This is a genomic window from Thermus caliditerrae, from assembly GCF_021462525.1.
GTDB lineage: Bacteria > Deinococcota > Deinococci > Deinococcales > Thermaceae > Thermus > Thermus caliditerrae.
The window spans coordinates 1-17,189 of sequence record NZ_JAKEDT010000002.1; the positions used below are offsets into that span (position 1 = coordinate 1).

Here is a 17,189-nt window from a genome sequence, read left to right on the forward strand (position 1 = left end):
GGTCCACGTGCCCAATCGTCCCCACGTTCACGTGAGGCTTCGTACGGATAAACTCGCCCTTGGCCATCTTCGTTCTCCCTTCGCAAGCACGGGTGGGCCCAAAGGCCCACCCTCAAAACGCTTTACTGACCCTTGATCAGCTTCTCCTGGATCTGCTTGGGGACCTCCTGGTAGTGGTCGAAGAACATGACGAAGGAGCCCCGCCCCTGGGTCTTAGAGCGCAGGTCGGTGGCGTAGCCGAACATCTCCGCCAGGGGCACGTAGGCCCGGATCACCTGGGCGTTGCCCCTGGGTTCCATGCCCAGGATGTGGCCCCGGCGGGAGTTCAGGTCGCCGATAACGTCGCCCATGTACTCCTCGGGGGTGGTGACCTCCACCCGCATGATGGGCTCCAGGATCACCGGATCCCCCTTCTGCACCGCCTCCTTGATGGCCATGGAGCCGGCGATCTTGAAGGCCATCTCCGAGGAATCCACCTCGTGGTAGGAGCCGTCGTAGAGGGTGACCCTCACGTCCACCACGGGGAAGCCGATGAGGGGGCCGGACTGCATGGCCTCCTCGATACCCTTCTGCACCGCGGGGATGTACTCCTTGGGGATCACGCCGCCCACGATGGCGTTCACGAACTCAAAGCCAGAACCCCGAGGAAGGGGCTCCGCCTTGATCTTCACGTGGCCGTACTGGCCGCGGCCACCGGTCTGGCGGATGAACTTGCCCTCCACGTCCACGGGGCGGGTGAGGGTTTCCCGGTAGGCCACCTGGGGCTTGCCCACGTTGGCGTCCACCTTGAACTCCCGCTTGAGCCGGTCCACGATGATCTCCAGGTGGAGCTCGCCCATCCCGGAGATGATGGTCTGGCCGGTCTCGGGGTGGGTGGACACGCGGAAGGTGGGATCTTCCTCCGCCAGGCGGGCCAGGGCCTGGGAGAGCTTGTCCTGGTCCGCCTTGGTCTTGGGCTCGATGGCCACGTCGATCACCGGCTCGGGTACCTCGATGGACTCGAGGATCACCCGGGGCGCGTCCTCCCCCACCAGGGTGTCGCCGGTAATGGTCTCCTTGAGGCCCACGATGGCGCCCAGGTCCCCGGCCTTGAGCTCCTCCACCTCCTCCCGGTGGTTGGCGTGCATGCGCAGAAGGCGGGCCACCCGCTCCTTCCGGCCCTTGGTGGTGTTGTAGACATAGGAGCCCGAGGTGAGGGTACCGGAGTAGACGCGGATGAAGGTAAGGCGGCCCACGTAGGGGTCAGCCATGATCTTGAAGGCCAAAGCAGCAAGGGGCCCGTTGGGATCGGGGTGAATCTCCACCACCTCCCCCTCGGGCGTGGTCCCCTTGATGGGAGGGATGTCCAGAGGGGAGGGCAGGTAGTCCACCACCGCGTCCAGGAGAAGCTGGACGCCCTTGTTCTTCAAGGCGGAGCCCAAGAACAGGGGGGTGATCTGAATGGAGATGGTGCCCTTGCGGATGGCCGCCACCAGCTCTTCCTCGGAGGGCTCCTCCCCCTCCAGGTACTTGAGCATCACGTTCTCGTCAAAGTCGGCGGCGGCCTCAATGAGCTTCTCGTGGTACTCCTGGGCCTGGGGGAGGTACTCCTCGGGGATGGGGACCTCACGGATGTCGGTGCCCAGGTCGTTGCCGTAGGTGTAGGCCTTCATCCGGAGGACGTCGATGATCCCGGAGAAGGTGTCCTCGCGGCCGATGGGGAGCTGCATGACCACGGGCCTCGCCCCCAGGCGCTCCTGCATGGTGCGGATGACGAGCCAAAGGTCGGCCCCCGTCTTGTCCATCTTGTTGGCGAAGGCGATGCGGGGCACCTTGTACTTCTCCGCCTGGCGCCAGACGGTCTCGGACTGGGGCTCCACCCCCTGGCTGGAGTCGAAGACCACGATGGCCCCGTCCAGCACCCGCATGGAGCGCTCCACCTCGATGGTGAAGTCCACGTGGCCGGGGGTGTCGATGATGTTGATGCGGTGGTCCTTCCAGAAGCAGGTGGTCACGGCGGCGGTGATGGTGATGCCCCGCTCCCTTTCCTGCTCCATGAAGTCCATGGTGGCCGCACCCTCGTGGACCTCCCCGATTTTGTGGATCTTGCCGGTGTAGTAGAGGATGCGCTCGGTGGTGGTGGTCTTACCGGCATCGATGTGGGCGGCAATGCCGATGTTGCGGAGCCGCTTTAGGTCGTATTCTACCTTAACCGCCATGGCTTACCACCGGTAGTGGGCGTAGGCGCGGTTGGCCTCGGCCATGCGCTCCACGTCTTCCTTCTTCTTGATCGCGCCACCCTTGCCTTCCGCCGCGTCCATGAGCTCGTGGGCGATGCGCACCGCCGCGCCGCGCTCCGAGCGGGCGTTGGCCGCCTGCACCAGCCAGCGCAGGGCCAAGGACTGCTGGCGCCGGGGGGAGACCTCCATGGGCACCTGGTAGTTGGCACCCCCCACCCGCCGGGAGCGGACCTCGAGGCGAGGCTTCACGTTGTCCACCGCCTGCCTAAAGACCTTCAACGGCTCCTGCCCAGTCTTCTCCTGGATGATGCGGCAAGCGTCGTAGAAGATGCGGGCGGCCAGGTTCTTCTTGCCCTCCCGCATGATCTTGTTGATGAAGGCCGACACCACCACGTCCCCGTAGACCAGGTCGGGCTGGAGCTGGCGTACCTCTGCTCTTCTTCTCCGCGCCATAGCTCACCTACTTCTTCTTGGCCGGGGCCGCGCCCTTGGTTTCCTTAGGCCGCTTGGTCCCGTACTTGGAGCGGCTCTTCTTGCGGTCCTTCACGCCCTGGGTGTCGTAAACCCCGCGGACGATGTGGTAACGCACGCCCGGGAGGTCCTTCACACGGCCACCCCGGATGAGGACCACGGAGTGCTCCTGCAGGTTGTGCCCCTCGCCAGGGATGTAGGCCGTCACCTCGTAGCCGGAGGTGAGGCGCACCTTGGCCACCTTCCGCAAAGCCGAGTTGGGCTTCTTGGGGGTCACGGTGCGCACCACGGTGCACACCCCTCGGCGGAAGGGCGAGCCCTTCAAGGCGGGTACCTTGCTCTTCTTCTGGACCTTCTCGCGGCCCCTTCGGACTAGCTGGTTGATCGTCGGCAGTGCCACCACTCCCTTCTTCTTGGACTTGCCCCCGTGTTCTCAAGATCCGCCCGGGGAAGCTTCTTCCCCGCTTTTGCCCGCACAGGGCACCACCCTCAGGGCCAGGGGGCTGGCCCTGAGGGCCCTCAACTTGCCTAGTCTACAGGCCCAAGGGCGTTTTGACAAGCGGCGAGCCATGGAAAACCCCCGCCCGAAGGCGGGGTGTTCTGGAGCCGGTGGCCGGATTCGAACCGGCGGCCTACCGCTTACGAGGCGGTTGCTCTACCGCTGAGCTACACCGGCCCGCCCCAAAAAGTTTAGGGGAGGCCAGAGCATTTGGCAACTACCTGAGCACCACCCCCGGCTGGACCCGGAAGGCGCGCCAGAGGGGCAGGAGGGCGGAGAGGAAGGTGGCCAAGAAGCTGGCCCCGCTCACCAGGAGGAAGTCGGCCAGGCGCATCTCCACCGGAAGGTGGGTGAGGAAGTAGAGCTCCCCCGGAAGGTCCACCGGGCGCAAGGCCAGGTAGAGGCAGAGGAGGTAGCCCAAGAGGTTGCCGAGGAGAACGCCACCAAAGCCCAAGAAGGCCCCTTCCAGGGCGAAGACCAGGCCTACGGTGAGCCTCGAGGCCCCCATGGCCCGAAGAAGGGCGATCTCCGGGGTCTTCTCCACCACCTTCAGCACCAAGAGGTTCGCCACCCCCAAAGCGGCCACCGCCACGATCAGGAAGATGAGGATGCCCAAAACCCGCTTCTGCAACGCCAGCTGCTCCAGGAGGGTGCGCTGGGTGTCCTGCCAGGCTTGGGGGAAGAAGCGGGTGCCCGCCAGCTCCGCCCCCACCTCCTTGGCCCGCCAGGGGTCCTTAAGCCGCACCTGGTAGCCCTGGGCCTTGAGCCCAGAAAGCCGCTCTACCGCCTCCAGGTCCACGAAGGCGTAGGCGGAGTCCAGGAGGTAGTTGCCCGTGCGGAAGGAGCCCAGCACCTTGAGCTCCACCCGCTCCTGGGTGGCGGACATGGCGTAGAGCTTCTCCCCCAGGAAAGCCCCCAGGGACTGCTGCAGGGCCGAGCCCAGATAGACGCCCCCCGGCTCCAGCCGGAGCCCCAGCTCGGGGTAAAGGCGCTCACCCCCCTCCCCCAGGCCCACCAGGGTGGCGAAGTCCACCCCCGGTCCCCGGGCCCCTTCTGCCGGACGGGTCAGAAGCGCCTTGGTGGCGGCGAAAGGGGCGAAGGCCTCCACCTCAGGATGGGGCGGTAGGGGGGGAAGCTCTTCCGTCAGCCTGAAGAGGACCAGGTGGGGGTAGGCCTTGAGGGTGGCCCGAACCAGACCGCTCACGAAACCGTTGGTGAGGGAAAGGGCCGCCAGGAGCACGGCCACCCCCACCCCCACGCCCAAAAGGGCTAAGGCGGTCTGGAAGGGCCTACGCCTCAAGTGGGCCAGGGCCAGGAAGAGGGCAAAGCGCACGCCTTCAGGATACGGCGAAGGCTAGGCCCCTCAGCGCCTGGGGTACTCCACCACCTCCACCTGCAGGAGCCTCCGGCCAAAGCGCAAGGCCGTGGCCCGGTCCGGGAGCCAGACGTCCACCTTCTCCCGCATCCTGGGGTGCATCACGTCCGCCACCACGAACACCCGCCCCTGGAAGAGGGCATCGAACTGCCCCCGGCCCCGGCCGTAGACCGAGCCCAGGTCCTTGAGGCGCACCTTTGTGCCGTAGGGCAGGACCTTAAGGAGATCGGGGCTCACCGCCAGCACCCCCAGCCGGGTGCGCATGCCGGTGGCGGTGACGAAGGGGGTAGAGTCGGTCTCCCGCACGCTGGAGGTGTAGGCGGTGCCCTGCAAGATCAAAACCTTTGGACGCACAGGCCCTGTCTGGGCCAAAGCCCCGGCCAAAGCCAGGAGCAGAAAGAGCACAACTGGGAATCCCCGCATAGCGCTCTGAGTATCCCGGCGAACCCTTGAGCCTTATGAGATGAATGAGCGCCTCTCCTCATGCCCCACCATGGCATCTCTATCGTTTTTATTCCAAATAACAGAGAGTACCGCCGGACAGGGACTTCGTCCGGCGGCTCTTCGTTAGAGAACGATTAAGCTCCTTTAGCTAAAGCTCACTTCTCTCAAAGCTGGCCTAAGGGCAAGGGGCCGAAGAAATCTCCAGGACGTACCGGCCGCTCCCCGCCTCGTCAAACCCCGCCCGGGCCAGGCCCCGGTCGCGCACCACCAGGAGGGTGGCGGGGGAAATGGGGGCGCAGTTCATCACGGGGTCCAAGACGAGGGGGCTGGCATCCGTGGGCGAGAGGTAAAGAAGGGCCACCAGGTCCAAGGGGCCCGTGTAGGTAAAGCGCAGGTTGCCCGTGGCCGAGGCCACGTTGTACTGGTCAAACTCCCCCGCAAACTCTATGGCCCCGTACTTGGTCCCCCCGGTGAAGGCTTCCCCCCCGCCCGCAGGGTTAGGGGTAAAGGGATCAGCATAAAGGGTGACCCGGTCCGGGCTTAGGGCGTAGTTTTCCACCTTGAGGTAATAGGTCTGTCCGGCCGTGCCCCGGAAGTTCAGGCGGATCCCGGGGTCCACGGTGAGCTGGGGACGCAAGGCAAGCGGGGCCACCTCCGGGTAGGCGGCGAACCAGTTGCGGGCCACGCTCACCGCCTGCACCACCCCGCGCTCGTCCAGGAGGGTGAGCCGCAACCGGGCCCGGAGCTTTAGGTCCGAGGAAACCGCGCTCACCCGCACCGCCTGGCTCACGCTCAAGGGGATGCGGTAGACCCTGACCCCCGGCCGGAGCTCCCCCCCGCTTTCCTGAGCCGCCGGGAGGTCGGCAAGGACATAGCCGCCTACAGGCAGGGTCCCGCTTGCGGGAGGGATGCCCTCCGTGCACGCCGCCAAGGCCAGAAGCAGGGCAAGGCCCCAGAAGACCCTACGCATAAACCACCCCCTTCCCCTCCAGTTTAGCCCTGGGACGGGAAAGGGGGCTTGGGACTTCCTTTAGCTACTCCATGACCCCCAGGTAGGCGTAGAGGTCGGGGCCCCCGGGGAGGATCTCCACCGCCAGTTCGGGGAACTTCGCCGCCACCTCTTCGGCCTTTTCCTTGGGGGTATTGGGGCCCAGGAAGAGGGTGAGGACCTCTTTCCCCTCACCCGCCAGGCGGATCAGGCCTTCCAGGACCTCCTCAGGAGTCTCCCCCACCAGGACCAGCTTGCCGTCCAGGAGGCCGATGGGTTTATCCTTCAAAACCTTAAGCCCCTCCACCTCGGCGTCGCGGCTGGCCCAGGTGACCTCCAGGGTCCTCGCCCCGGCTGCTGCTTCCTCCATCTCCGGCAGGAGTTCCGCAGGCTCCGCCTCCGGAAGGTAGCGCACCGCCGCCGCCAGGCCCTGGCCAAGGGTGCGGGTCTTGAGGACGTGGACTTCCTTCCCTATTCCCTCGGCGAGCCTCTTGGCTTCTTCTGCAGCCATGAAGACGTTGGGGTTGTTGGGCAAGAGAATGACCTTGGGGTTAGGCAGGCTCCGGATGGCGGAGAGGATGTCCTCCACGCTGGGGTTTTGCGTCTGCCCCCCGGCCACCACCCGCGCCCCCAGGCTACGGAAGACCCGGGCCACCCCGTGGCCCAAGGCCACGGCCACCAGGCCCGTGGGGGGTGGGGCCTCCGCCGCCGCCCCGGCCATGGCCAGGATCTCCGTGTGCTGCTCGGCCATGTCCTCCACCTTGGTGCGCACCATGCGGCCGAAGCGGGCCACGGTGGCCAGGAGGCCGTCGGGGTCGTCGGTGTGGATGTGCCCTTTCACGTAGCCCTCGGCTCCTACCACCAGAAGGGAGTCCCCGAAGGGGGCCACGGCCTCGCGGATCTTCTCTATGGGCACCTCCACCCCCTCCATGAGGAACTCCGTGCAGTAGCCGAACTCCTCGGTGGCGAAGGCGGTCTGGGCGTAGCGCTCCACCTTGGGGGGCTCGGGAAGGGGGAGCTTTTGGGCATAGCCCCTGAGGCCCTCCAGGAAGCGCACGTACCCCGCGCCCCCCGCGTCCACCACCCCGGCCTGCTTCAGCACGGGAAGGAGTTCGGGGGTTCTGGCCAAGGCCTCCTGGGCAGCTTGGAGGGCGGTATCCAGGGTGGCCTCGAGGCTTTCCCCCTTGGCCCCCTCCGCCGCCGCCCGGGCCACGGTGAGGATGGTGCCCTCCACGGGCCGCATCACCGCCCGGTAACCCGTCTCTGCCCCCAAGCGCAGGGCCTCCACGAGCCCTGGGGCGTCCAACACTTCCCGCTTGCGCAGCGCTTCGCTGAAGCCCTTGAGGATCTGGGAAAGGATCACCCCGCTGTTCCCCCGGGCCCCCAGGAGGCTGCCGTAGGCGATGGCCCGGGCCACCTCGGCCATCTTGGAGGTGTCCGAGAGGTCCAGCTCCCGCCGGGCGGACTGGAGGGTAAGGTGCATGTTGGTGCCCGTGTCCCCATCGGGCACGGGGTAGACGTTCAGGGCGTTGAGCTCCTCCACGTAGACCCGGAACCAGTCCGTGGCGTAGCGGAAAGCGTCCGCCAGCTCCTCAGGGGCCCAGCTAGCCACGCCCCACCCCCACCACGTGGACCCGCACCTGGGAGAGCTTAACCCCTGCCAGCTTCTCGGCGGCGAAGGCTACCCGCTCCGCCAAGGACTCCACCACCGTGGGGATGCGGGCGCCCACCGCCACCACCACGTAGAAGTCCGCGGCGTACCTGCCAGGGCTCGCCGGGTCCTGGCGCACCACCACCCCTTCGCTGGCCTCCTGCCGCCCCAGGATGCGCACCACCTGGTCCTTGAGGCCCGCCGGGGCCATGCCCACCACCCCCGGCACCTCGTGGGCCGCCAAGGCCAGGAGGGCGGCCAAAGCGTTTTCCGTAAGGGTCACGCGGCCTTGCATCCTACCCCCTTAACGCCTCTTCCGGGGGCGTGTAGGCCAAGCCGAAGGCCTCGGCCACCCCCGGGTGGGTGAGGCGCCCTTGGTGGGTGTTCAGGCCCCTGAGGAGGGCCCCGTCTTCCCGAAGGGCCTCGAGGCCCTTCTCCGCCAGCTTGAGCACGTAGGGAAGAGTCTGGTTGGTGAGGGCGAAGGTGCTGGTCCTGGGCACCGCCCCCGGCATGTTGGCCACCCCGTAGTGCACCACCCCTTCCACCACGTAGGTGGGCTCGGCGTGGGTGGTGGGGCGGATGGTCTCCACGCACCCCCCCTGGTCCACGGCCACGTCCACGATCACCGAGCCCTCCTTCATGAGGGGAAGCATGTCCCGGGTGACCAGCTTGGGGGCCTTGGCCCCGGGCACCAGCACGGCGCCAATGAGGAGATCGGCGTGCTGGATGCTCTTCTTGATGTTGGCCTCCGTGGCGGTGAGGGTGATGAGCCTCCCCCCGAAGACGTCGTCCAGGTACTGAAGCCGCTTGTGGTTCACGTCCAGGATGGTCACCTGGGCCCCCATGCCCAGGGCGATCTTGGCGGCGTTGGTGCCCACGGTGCCGCCTCCCAGGATGACCACGCTGGCCGGGGCCACCCCGGGCACCCCGCCCAGGAGGACCCCCCGCCCCCCGTGGGGCTTCTCCAGGAACTGGGCCCCCACCTGGGGGGCCATGCGGCCCGCCACCTCGCTCATGGGCACCAGGAGGGGCAGGGAGCCATCGGCAAGCTGCACCGTCTCGTAGGCGATCCCCGTGACCCCACTCTTCAGCATGGCCTCGGTGAGGGCGCGGTCTGCGGCCAGGTGCAGGTAGGTGAAGAGGAGGAGCCCCTCCCGCAGGAAGGGGTACTCCTCGGGTAGGGGTTCCTTCACCTTCACCACCATCTCCGCCCCCCAGGCCTCCTCCCGGCTCACCAGGTGGGCCCCGGCCCGCTCGTACTCGGCATCAGATAGGCCCGAGCCCACCCCTGCCCCCCGCTCCACCAGCACGGTGTGGCCACGCCGCACCAGGCTCTCTACGCCGCCCGGGGTCAGGGCCACGCGGTTCTCCAGGGTCTTGATCTCCTTGGGAACGCCGATCACCATACTAGACCTCCTTCACGAACACCCTTCGGATCTTGAGCTTGAAGCCATCACCCTCAGCGATGGCCAGAAGCCGCCTGCGGGAGTCTACCAGGGTGACGTACCCCAGGGCGGGAATGGGCAGGGGAACCCCCTCCAGGACGCGCCGGGCCTCGGTGTGGGAGAGCTCCACCACCGGGTAGGGCAGGGCGTCGGGCTCAGGAATGGCCTTGTCCGGAGAGAGCTCGGAAAGCCCGACCGCCCGCTCCAAGCCGATCTTGCCGATGCGGGTGCGGACCAGCCCCGAGAGGAAGGCCTTGGTCTTGAGCCTCTCCCCCAGGTCGCGGGCGAAGGCCCGCACGTAGGTGCCGGGGCCCACCACCAGGCGGATGACCGCGGTGGGGTAACGGCCCAGGGGCGGGGGGAGCTCCACCCGCCTCCCCCCCTTCTCCGCCAGGCGCCAGCCCTTGGCCGAGGGGGCAATGGGGTGGGGGATGGGTTCGGGGTCCAGGGCAAGGAGTTCCACCTCGAGGTACTTCACCGGCCGGGGCCCAAGCTCCAGGGGCTTCCCCTCCCGGGCGGCCTCGTAGGCCCTTTTTCCCCCCACCTTGATGGCGGAGTAGAGGGGGGGCACCTGCTCCTTGAGGGCCAGGAAGGAGGGAAGGAGGTTCTCCAGGTCCTTGCGGTCAAAGCGCACCGGGGCCTCCTCACTCACCGGCCCTTCCGCGTCCAGGGTGGGGGTAGTGGCCCCGAAGGAAACCCAGGCGATGTATTCTTTGTCCTCCCCCGAGAGAAAGGGCACCAGCTTGGTGCTTTCCTCGGAGACCAGGAGAAGGAGGCCCGTGGCCAGAGGGTCCAGGGTGCCGGTGTGCCCCACCCGGCGGGTGCCAAGGCGCCGCCTCGCCTCCTCCACCGCGTCGTGGGAGGTGAGGTGGAGGGGCTTGTCCACCGCGTAGAGGGCCATGCCTAGGGGATTGTATCACCGGAAGGCGGAAGGAAGAATGGACGTATGGACCTGGAAAGCCGCTACCCCTCCTTGCGCTTCGCCTGGCCCAAGCCGGGGGTGCTGGAGATCGCCTTCGGGGGGGAGAAGCTGAACGCCATGGGCCCAGAACTCCACCGGGAGCTCTCCCGGGTGTGGCGGGACCTCGAGGGCCAGGAGGAGGTCCGGGCCGTCCTCCTCCGGGGGGAGGGCGGGGTCTTCTCCGCCGGGGGCTCCTTCGCCCTCATCGAGGAGATGCGCTCTTCCCACGAGGCCCTCATGCGGGTCTTTTGGGAGGCCCGGGAGCTGGTCCTGGGACCCTTAAGCTTTCCCAGTCCCGTGGTGGCCGCGGTGGAAGGGGTGGCGGTGGGGGCGGGGCTGGCCTTGGCCCTGGCCAGCGACGTGGTGGTGGCGGGCAAGCGGGCTAGGCTCCTGGACGGGCACCTGCGCCTGGGGGTAGCGGCAGGGGACCACGCCGTCCTCCTCTGGCCCCTCCTAACGGGCCTAGCCAAGGCCAAGTACCACCTCCTCTTGAGCGAGCCCCTCACCGGGGAGGAGGCGGAGAGGCTCGGCCTCATCGCCTTGGCGGTGGAGGACGGGGAGGTCTACGCCAAGGCCCTGGAGGTGGCCGAAAGGCTTGCCCAGGGGCCAAAGGAAGCCTTAAGCCTTACCAAGCATGCCCTGAACGGCTGGCTCCGCACCTTCCTACCCCACTTTGAGGTGTCCTTGGCCCTGGAGTTCCTAGGCTTCTCGGGGAAGGAGCTGGAAGAGGGCCTCAAGGCCCTCAAGGAAAAGCGCCCCCCCACCTTCCCGTGATGCGCCTGCAAGCCTTTTTGGCCCGGGCGGGGGTGGCAAGCCGCCGCCAGGCGGAAAGGCTTATCCAGGAGGGCCGGGTGCGGGTGAACGGGGAGGCGGCCCACCTGGGGCAGAGGGTGGGGCCGGGGGACGTGGTGGAGGTGGACGGGAGGCGGGTGGAGCTCCCCCAGGAAAGGATCGTCCTGGCCCTGCATAAGCCTAAAGGCTACACCACCACCCGCTTTGACCCCCATGCCCAGAAGACGGTGTTTGACCTCCTCCCCCCCATCCCCGGCCTCCACCCCGTAGGCCGCCTGGACCGGGACTCAGAGGGCCTCCTCCTTTTCACCAACGACGGCGCCCTCACCTTCCGCCTCACCCACCCCCGGCACGGGGTCAAGAAGGTCTACCGGGTCTGGACGGAAAGGGGCACCCTGCCGGAAGGGGTCTGCCAGAAGCTCGTCCAGGGTGTGGCGCTGGAGGACGGCCCTGCCCGGGCCCTTTTTTGCCGCCCTGCCCCCGGGGGGGCCTACCTCACCCTGGCCGAGGGGAGGAAGCGGGAGGTGCGCAGGATGCTGAAGGCGGTGGGCTACCCCGTGCGCCGCCTCCTCAGGGTGCAGGTGGGTCCCATCCAGCTGGGCCACCTCCCCCCCGGGCGGTGGCGCAGGCTCTCCGAGGAGGAGGTGGCGGCCCTCCTCCGGGAAAGCGGGCTAGAATGAAGGGCATGTTCACCGCGGGAAACGGACCCGTGCAGATCAGCGCCGAGGCCATCGCCCAGAGGGTGCGGGAGCTGGGAGCCCAGATCGCCCAGGACTACCAAGGCAAAACCCCCCACCTCATCTCCGTCCTGAACGGGGCTTTCATCTTCACCGCCGACTTGGTGCGGGCCATCCCCCTCCCCCTCACCCTGGATTTCATCTCCATCAGCTCCTACGGCAACGCCTACCGCTCTAGCGGCGAGGTGGAGCTCATCAAGGACCTCCGCCTCCCCATCCACGGCCGGGACGTGATCGTGGTGGAGGACATCGTGGACACCGGGCTCACCCTTTCCTACCTCCTGGACTACCTCGAGGCCCGCAAGCCCGCCTCCATCCGGGTGGCCGCCCTCCTCTCCAAGCCCTCGAGGCGCCAGGTGGAGGTCCCCATCCACTACCTGGGCTTTGAAATCGAGGACGCCTACGTCTACGGCTACGGCCTGGACCGGGCCCAGTTTGACCGCAACCTGCCCTTCATCACCTCCATCCGCCCGGAGGAAGAATGAAGTACCTGGACCTGATCACCGCCCTCTTCGCCACGGTGCTCCTCACCTCCAACGTGGCCTCCACCAAGCTGGTGGTCCTGGGGCCATTCACTTTTGACGGAGGCACCCTCCTCTTTCCCTTGGCCTACATTTTCGGCGACGTCCTCACCGAGGTCTACGGCTACCGGAAAAGCCGCCGGGTCATCTGGACAGGCTTTTTCGCCCTCCTCCTGGCCACCCTCACCTTCCAAGCGGTGGCCGCCCTCCCTGCCCCCCAGGATGGGGAAAGCCAGCGCTTTGGGGAGGCCTTCGGCCTCCTCCTGGGCCTCACCCCCCGGATCGTCCTGGGAAGCCTCCTGGCCTATTTCGCCGGGGAGTTCGCCAACGCCTACGTGCTGGCCAAACTGAAGGTGCGGACCGAGGGACACCACTTTTGGCTCCGCGCCCTCCTCTCCACCCTGGCAGGCCAGGGACTGGACACCGGGGTCTTCCTCCTGGTGGCCTTCTACGGGGTTTGGCCCCATGAGGTGCTCCTCGCCGTTTTCCTCTCCAACTACGTCTTCAAGGTGGGGGTGGAGGCCCTCATGCTCCCCGTCACCTACGGGGTGGTAGGCTTCCTGAAGCGGGCCGAGGGTATGGACGCCTACGACCGGGATACCGACTTCAACCCCTTCCGCCTGGCGTAAGCTTAAGGGGATGCCGGGAGTCGCCATCATCGGGGCGCAGTGGGGGGACGAGGGCAAAGGCAAGGTGGTGGACGCTTTGGCCCAGGAGGCGGACTACGTGATCCGCTACCAAGGGGGGGCCAATGCCGGGCACACCGTGGTGGCCGAGGGCCGGGTCTTCAAGCTGAACCTCCTGCCCTCAGGGGTCATCCACCCCCATGCGGTGAACGTCCTGGGGGACGGGATGGTGATCGATCCCTTCCGCTTCCAGGAGGAGCTCTCTGCCTTGGAGAAGGAAGGCTTCCGCCCCAAGGTGCTGGTCTCGGAAAGGGCCCACCTGGTTCTCCCCCACCACAAACACGTGGAAAGCCGCCACAACTTCGTGGGCACCACCGGCCGGGGCATCGGCCCCGCCTACTCCGACCGGGCGCGCAGGGTGGGCATCCGCGCCGGGGACCTTCTGGACGAGGGGGTCTTGCGGGAGCGGGTGCGCCGCCTCCTCCTGGAAAAGCCCAACTCCACCCGGGAGGCGGGCTGGGACACGGAGAAAAAGGCCCTGGCCGATCTCCTAAGGATGCGGGAGATCCTGGCCCCCTTTGTGGCCGACACGGGAAGCCTCCTGCGGGAGGCCCTGAAGCGGGGCAAGCGGCTTCTCTTTGAGGGGGCCCAGGCCACCCTCCTGGACCTCAACTACGGCACCTACCCCTACGTGACCAGCTCCCACCCCACGGTGGGGGGCATCCTGGTGGGCACGGGGCTAAACCACAAGGCCATCACCAAGGTCTACGGCGTGGCCAAAGCCTACGCCACCCGGGTGGGGGAAGGCCCCTTCCCCACGGAGCTCCAGGGGGACCTGGCCCACCACCTCCGGGAGAAGGGCGGGGAGTACGGCACCACCACGGGGCGCCCCAGGCGGGTGGGCTGGCTGGACCTGGTGGCCTTGAAGTACGCCTGCGAGGTGAACGGGTTCGACGGCCTGGCCCTCACCAAGCTGGACGTGCTCTCGGGGCTGGAGAAGGTGAAGGTGGCGGTGGAGTACCTGGACGGGGCTCGGCCGGGGGAGGCGGCCCCCGAGGCGGTGCGCTACGTGGAGCTTCCGGGCTGGGGCGACCTCTCCGGGGTGCGGAGCCGGGAAGATCTCCCCGCCTCCTTGAGGCGCTACCTGGAGCTCATAGAGGAATACACCGGTGTGCCCGTGGTCCTCTTCTCCACGAGCCCGAGAAGGGAGGACACCTTCGGGGCGGTGAGCTGGGTCTAATACCACCCCACCTTGGCTCCGCCAAGGTGGGGGCCCCGGTCAAGCCCTTCTTCAAACCCCCCTTTATCCCCTTAAGAAGGCCACGTAGCGCTCCAGGAGCAAGTAGGCCTCCCCCGAGGCCAGGACCTCCTGGGCCAGGCGCACCCCCTCGGCCAGGGAAGGGACTTTCCCCGCCGCATAGAAACCGGCCCCCGCCGCCAGGGCCACCCCCTGAGCGTGGGGGCCCTTTTCCTCCCCCTTCAGGACCCGCTTGGCCAGCTCAGCGTTCTCCTGGGGGGAGCCTCCCCGGAGGGCCACCACGGGGAAGCGGGTCAGGCCCACCGCCTCCGGGGTGAGGGCATAGGCCCCCCGCCCCACCTCCACCACCTGGTTCTCCCCCAAGACGAGCTCGTCCGCCCCCTCCCCGTGGACCACCAAGCCCTTAGCCCCCAAGCGCTCCAGGGCCTCGGCCATGGGGGCAAGCCACCTTGGGCTAAAGACCCCAAGGACATACCGGTCGGCCCCCGCGGGGTTGGTGAGGGGGCCCAGGAGGTTGAAGACGGTGCGGATGCCAAGCTCCGCCCGCACGGGGGCCACGTGGCGCATGGCCGGGTGGAAGAGGCGGGCGAAGAGAAAGCCAAAGCCCAGCTCCTCAATGGCCTCCCCTACCCGCTCTGGAGGGGCCTCCAGGTCCACCCCCAGGGCCTCGAGGAGATCCGCCGAGCCCGCACGGGAGCTGGCCGCCCGGTTCCCGTGCTTGGCCACCGCCACCCCCCCCGCCGCCGCCACCAGGGCTCCCAAGGTGGAGAGGTTCAAAAGCCCCTGGTGGTCCCCGCCCGTGCCCACGATGTCCAAGAGGGGTCGCCGCCTTACCGGCAGGGTCCTGGCGGCCTCCCGCATGGCCCTGGCCATGGCGGCGATCTCGGCAGGGGTTTCCCCCCTGAGGGCCAGGGCGGTGAGCACCCCCGCCACCCGCACCGGGCTCAGTTCCCCCCGCATCATGGCCCCCATGAGGCCAAAGGCTTCCTCCTCCGTGAGCACCTCCCCCAAAAGCGCCTTTTTCACCGCGTCCATGGGTCCTCCAAGAAGTTCTTGAGGATGAGTTTACCGGCTTCCGTGAGGTAGCTTTCCGGGTGGAACTGCACCCCGTGGGTGGGGTATTGGCGGTGGCGGAAGCCCATCACCGTACGCCCCCCCGCCTCCTCCACCCAGGCGTTCACCCGGAGGTCTTCCGGCACCTCCTCCACCACCAGGGAGTGGTAGCGGGTGGCGGGGAAGGGGTTAGGCAAGCCCCGGAAAAGGCCGGTGCCATCGTGGTGGATCTCGCTCACCTTGCCGTGCATGACGATGGGGGCGGGCACCACCTTACCCCCAAAGGCCATGCCGATGGCCTGGTGCCCCAGGCAGACCCCCAGGATGGGGTAGCGGGGGGCATACTGGGCGATGAGGGGCAGGGAAAGGCCCGCCTCGAGGGGGGTGCAGGGCCCAGGGCTTATCAGGATGCGGTCCGGGTCCAAAGCCTCCACCTCCTCCAGCCGGAACTGGTCGTTGCGCCACACCACAGGGCTTGCCCCCAGCTCCCCCAAATACTGCACCAGGTTGTAGGTGAAGCTGTCGTAGTTGTCGATCACGAGAACCCTCACTTCGCCCACCTCCCTTTCCGGGGCCCCCGCCCTGGCGCCAGCCAGGGTGGGGTGGTCATAGTCCTTCCTCCGCCATCTCCACCGCCTTCAGAAGGGCCTTCGCCTTGTTCCAGCACTCCTCGTACTCCCTTTCCGGCACCGAGTCCGCCACGATGCCCGCCCCCGCCTGCACGTGCATCCAGCCGTTGGCGATCACAAAGGTGCGCAGGGTGAGGGCCACGTCCATAGCCCCGTCATAGGCCAGATACCCAAAGCTTCCCCCGTAGGGCCCCCGGCGGTGGGGCTCCAGTTCCTCGATGATCTCCATGGCCCGGATCTTGGGGGCCCCCGAGACCGTGCCCATGGGAAGCACGCTGGCCAGGGCGTCCAGGGGGGTCTTCCCCTCCGCCAAAACCCCTTCCACCGTGGACACCAGGTGCATCACGTGGGAGTAGTACTCCACGTGCAAGGGCTCGAGGACCCGCACCGTCCCGAAGGCCGAAACCCGGCCGATGTCGTTGCGGGAGAGGTCCAGAAGCATCACGTGCTCGGCCCGCTCCTTTTCGTCCTTTAGAAGCTCCTCGGCAAGCCTCTTGTCCTCCTCCTCGTCCTTCCCCCGGGGCCTTGTGCCGGCGATGGGCCGGGTGACCACCTTCTTCCCGTCCGAACGCAGGAGGCTTTCCGGGCTGGCGGAAACCAAGACCACCTCCCCCAGGTCCAAATAGCCCATGTAGGGGCTAGGGTTCACGCTCCTTAAGGCGCGGTAGAGGGCAAAGGGGTGGACGGTGAGGGGGGAGGAAAGCCTCAAGGAGAGCACCACCTGGAAGATGTCCCCGGCGCGGATGTAGGCCAGGGCCCTTTCCACCGCCTTGAGGTAGGCCTCCCGGCTCATGTCGGGCGCAAAATGGGCCCTCCCCCCGGAGCGCTCCCCGGGAACGCCAGGAAGCGGGCCTTTCAGCTTCCTCTCCGCCCAAAGGAGCCGGGCCTCGGCCTCCTCGGGGTCGGTTCCTGGGGCCACCAGGTGCAGGAGGCTTTTCAGGTGGTCAAAGACCAGCACCACCTCAGGCTCCACGAAGAGGAGGTCGGGGAGGCCCAGGTCGTCAGGCTTGAGGGCGGGCAAGCGCTCGTAGTGGCGGATGAGGTCGTAGGCGGCGTAGCCCACCACCCCCCCGAAGAAGGGGGGGAGGTCGGAGGGGCGCTCCAGGGGAGCGTGGACCGCCTCATAAAGGGTGCGCAGGGGGTCCTGGGTTTCCACCCTTGCCCCGTTTATGGTGAAAATCCCGTCCTTGAGCCGGAAGGTGCGCCTGGCCCCCACCCCCACGATGGAGAAGCGGCTCTGCCTTCCCCGCTCCACCGACTCCAGGAGGAAGCTCACGGGGGCCTTCTCCGCAAGCTTCAGGTAGGCGGTCACCGGGGTTTCCAGGTCGGCAAGCAGGGTCTTGCGAAAGGGCCTGATGGTCTCCATCCCACCTCCTAAAAGAAGCCCCCGGGGTGCACCCCGGGGGAACGACCGCCTCCGCCCCGGGGCCTAGCCGGGCCACCAGCGGGCAGAGAACAGGGTCATGAATTCAGGATAGCCCAAAGCCCCCCAGGGGTCTAGGGGGCTTGGGCCAGCCTCG

At 67.5% G+C, this 17,189-nt stretch carries 18 protein-coding genes and 1 tRNA gene; 5 read left to right on the forward strand and 14 right to left on the reverse strand.

What is annotated here, in order from left to right:
- Nucleotides 1–122 precede the first annotated feature (122 nt).
- The 11 genes from fusA to truB all read right to left on the reverse strand — a co-directional run bounded on the left by fusA (nucleotide 123) and on the right by truB (nucleotide 9,993).
- Nucleotides 123–2,198: an elongation factor G gene (fusA, locus tag L1088_RS01865; RefSeq protein ID WP_234553493.1), complete on the reverse strand. Its 2,076-nt coding sequence runs from the start codon at nucleotides 2,196–2,198 to the stop codon at nucleotides 123–125.
- A gap of 3 nt (nucleotides 2,199–2,201) precedes the next feature.
- Nucleotides 2,202–2,672 carry a 30S ribosomal protein S7 gene (gene rpsG / locus L1088_RS01870; RefSeq protein ID WP_038048072.1) on the reverse strand — a complete coding sequence of 157 codons (471 nt, stop codon included), beginning with the start codon at nucleotides 2,670–2,672 and terminating at the stop codon, nucleotides 2,202–2,204.
- 7 nt (nucleotides 2,673–2,679) lie between these two features.
- Nucleotides 2,680–3,093, reverse strand: coding sequence for a 30S ribosomal protein S12 (gene rpsL, locus L1088_RS01875; RefSeq protein ID WP_018110828.1), 414 nt, complete (start codon nucleotides 3,091–3,093; stop codon nucleotides 2,680–2,682).
- Nucleotides 3,094–3,291: 198 nt separating this feature from the next.
- Nucleotides 3,292–3,366, reverse strand: a tRNA-Thr gene (locus L1088_RS01880).
- Between the two features lie 40 nt (nucleotides 3,367–3,406).
- Nucleotides 3,407–4,522: an ABC transporter permease gene (locus L1088_RS01885; protein WP_234553494.1), complete on the reverse strand. Its 1,116-nt coding sequence runs from the start codon at nucleotides 4,520–4,522 to the stop codon at nucleotides 3,407–3,409.
- A gap of 30 nt (nucleotides 4,523–4,552) precedes the next feature.
- Nucleotides 4,553–4,987, reverse strand: coding sequence for a 3D domain-containing protein (locus tag L1088_RS01890; RefSeq protein WP_234553495.1), 435 nt, complete (start codon nucleotides 4,985–4,987; stop codon nucleotides 4,553–4,555).
- Nucleotides 4,988–5,183: 196 nt separating this feature from the next.
- Nucleotides 5,184–5,978, reverse strand: a complete 795-nt coding sequence (locus tag L1088_RS01895) for a hypothetical protein (RefSeq protein ID WP_234553496.1) — start codon at nucleotides 5,976–5,978, stop codon at nucleotides 5,184–5,186.
- A 64-nt stretch (nucleotides 5,979–6,042) separates the two neighbouring features.
- The gene (locus L1088_RS01900; RefSeq protein ID WP_234553497.1) at nucleotides 6,043–7,608 is read right to left on the reverse strand and encodes a DAK2 domain-containing protein; all 1,566 of its coding nucleotides are present in this window, start codon (nucleotides 7,606–7,608) and stop codon (nucleotides 6,043–6,045) included.
- On the reverse strand, nucleotides 7,601–7,942 hold the full coding sequence (locus L1088_RS01905; RefSeq protein ID WP_038048082.1) for an Asp23/Gls24 family envelope stress response protein: 342 nt from the start codon (nucleotides 7,940–7,942) through the stop codon (nucleotides 7,601–7,603). The genes L1088_RS01900 and L1088_RS01905 overlap by 8 nt, the downstream gene beginning before the upstream one ends.
- Nucleotide 7,943: 1 nt before the next feature.
- Nucleotides 7,944–9,053: an alanine dehydrogenase gene (ald, locus tag L1088_RS01910; protein WP_234553498.1), complete on the reverse strand. Its 1,110-nt coding sequence runs from the start codon at nucleotides 9,051–9,053 to the stop codon at nucleotides 7,944–7,946.
- Nucleotide 9,054: 1 nt separating this feature from the next.
- Nucleotides 9,055–9,993 (reverse strand): tRNA pseudouridine(55) synthase TruB, encoded by a 939-nt coding sequence (gene truB, locus L1088_RS01915; RefSeq protein WP_234553499.1) that lies wholly within the window; start codon nucleotides 9,991–9,993, stop codon nucleotides 9,055–9,057.
- A 45-nt stretch (nucleotides 9,994–10,038) separates the two neighbouring features.
- On the opposite strand from truB, the gene L1088_RS01920 reads away from it, so the two are divergent.
- From L1088_RS01920 to L1088_RS01940, 5 genes are read left to right on the forward strand one after another with little or no spacing between them, the layout of a single operon-like run.
- The gene (locus tag L1088_RS01920) at nucleotides 10,039–10,827 is read left to right on the forward strand and encodes an enoyl-CoA hydratase/isomerase family protein (RefSeq protein ID WP_234553500.1); all 789 of its coding nucleotides are present in this window, start codon (nucleotides 10,039–10,041) and stop codon (nucleotides 10,825–10,827) included.
- Nucleotides 10,827–11,525 (forward strand): pseudouridine synthase, encoded by a 699-nt coding sequence (locus tag L1088_RS01925; RefSeq protein WP_234553501.1) that lies wholly within the window; start codon nucleotides 10,827–10,829, stop codon nucleotides 11,523–11,525. Before L1088_RS01920 ends, L1088_RS01925 begins: the two co-directional genes overlap by 1 nt.
- Nucleotides 11,522–12,067: a hypoxanthine phosphoribosyltransferase gene (gene hpt / locus L1088_RS01930; RefSeq protein WP_152560789.1), complete on the forward strand. Its 546-nt coding sequence runs from the start codon at nucleotides 11,522–11,524 to the stop codon at nucleotides 12,065–12,067. The genes L1088_RS01925 and hpt overlap by 4 nt, the downstream gene beginning before the upstream one ends.
- Nucleotides 12,064–12,732 (forward strand): queuosine precursor transporter, encoded by a 669-nt coding sequence (locus L1088_RS01935; protein WP_234553502.1) that lies wholly within the window; start codon nucleotides 12,064–12,066, stop codon nucleotides 12,730–12,732. Before hpt ends, L1088_RS01935 begins: the two co-directional genes overlap by 4 nt.
- Nucleotides 12,733–12,742: 10 nt before the next feature.
- Nucleotides 12,743–13,969, forward strand: a complete 1,227-nt coding sequence (locus L1088_RS01940; protein WP_038041242.1) for an adenylosuccinate synthase — start codon at nucleotides 12,743–12,745, stop codon at nucleotides 13,967–13,969.
- Nucleotides 13,970–14,032: 63 nt separating this feature from the next.
- Here the strand turns inward: L1088_RS01940 and trpD are convergent, their stop codons facing one another.
- Genes trpD through trpE form a run of 3 tightly spaced genes read right to left on the reverse strand, consistent with a single transcriptional unit; the run spans nucleotide 14,033 to nucleotide 17,035 of the window.
- Nucleotides 14,033–15,022 carry an anthranilate phosphoribosyltransferase gene (gene trpD, locus L1088_RS01945; protein WP_234553503.1) on the reverse strand — a complete coding sequence of 330 codons (990 nt, stop codon included), beginning with the start codon at nucleotides 15,020–15,022 and terminating at the stop codon, nucleotides 14,033–14,035.
- Nucleotides 15,010–15,591 (reverse strand): anthranilate synthase component II, encoded by a 582-nt coding sequence (locus L1088_RS01950; RefSeq protein WP_135259362.1) that lies wholly within the window; start codon nucleotides 15,589–15,591, stop codon nucleotides 15,010–15,012. The genes trpD and L1088_RS01950 overlap by 13 nt, the downstream gene beginning before the upstream one ends.
- 55 nt (nucleotides 15,592–15,646) lie before the next feature.
- Nucleotides 15,647–17,035, reverse strand: coding sequence for an anthranilate synthase component I (trpE, locus tag L1088_RS01955; protein WP_234553504.1), 1,389 nt, complete (start codon nucleotides 17,033–17,035; stop codon nucleotides 15,647–15,649).
- Between the last annotated feature and the right edge of the window lie 154 nt (nucleotides 17,036–17,189).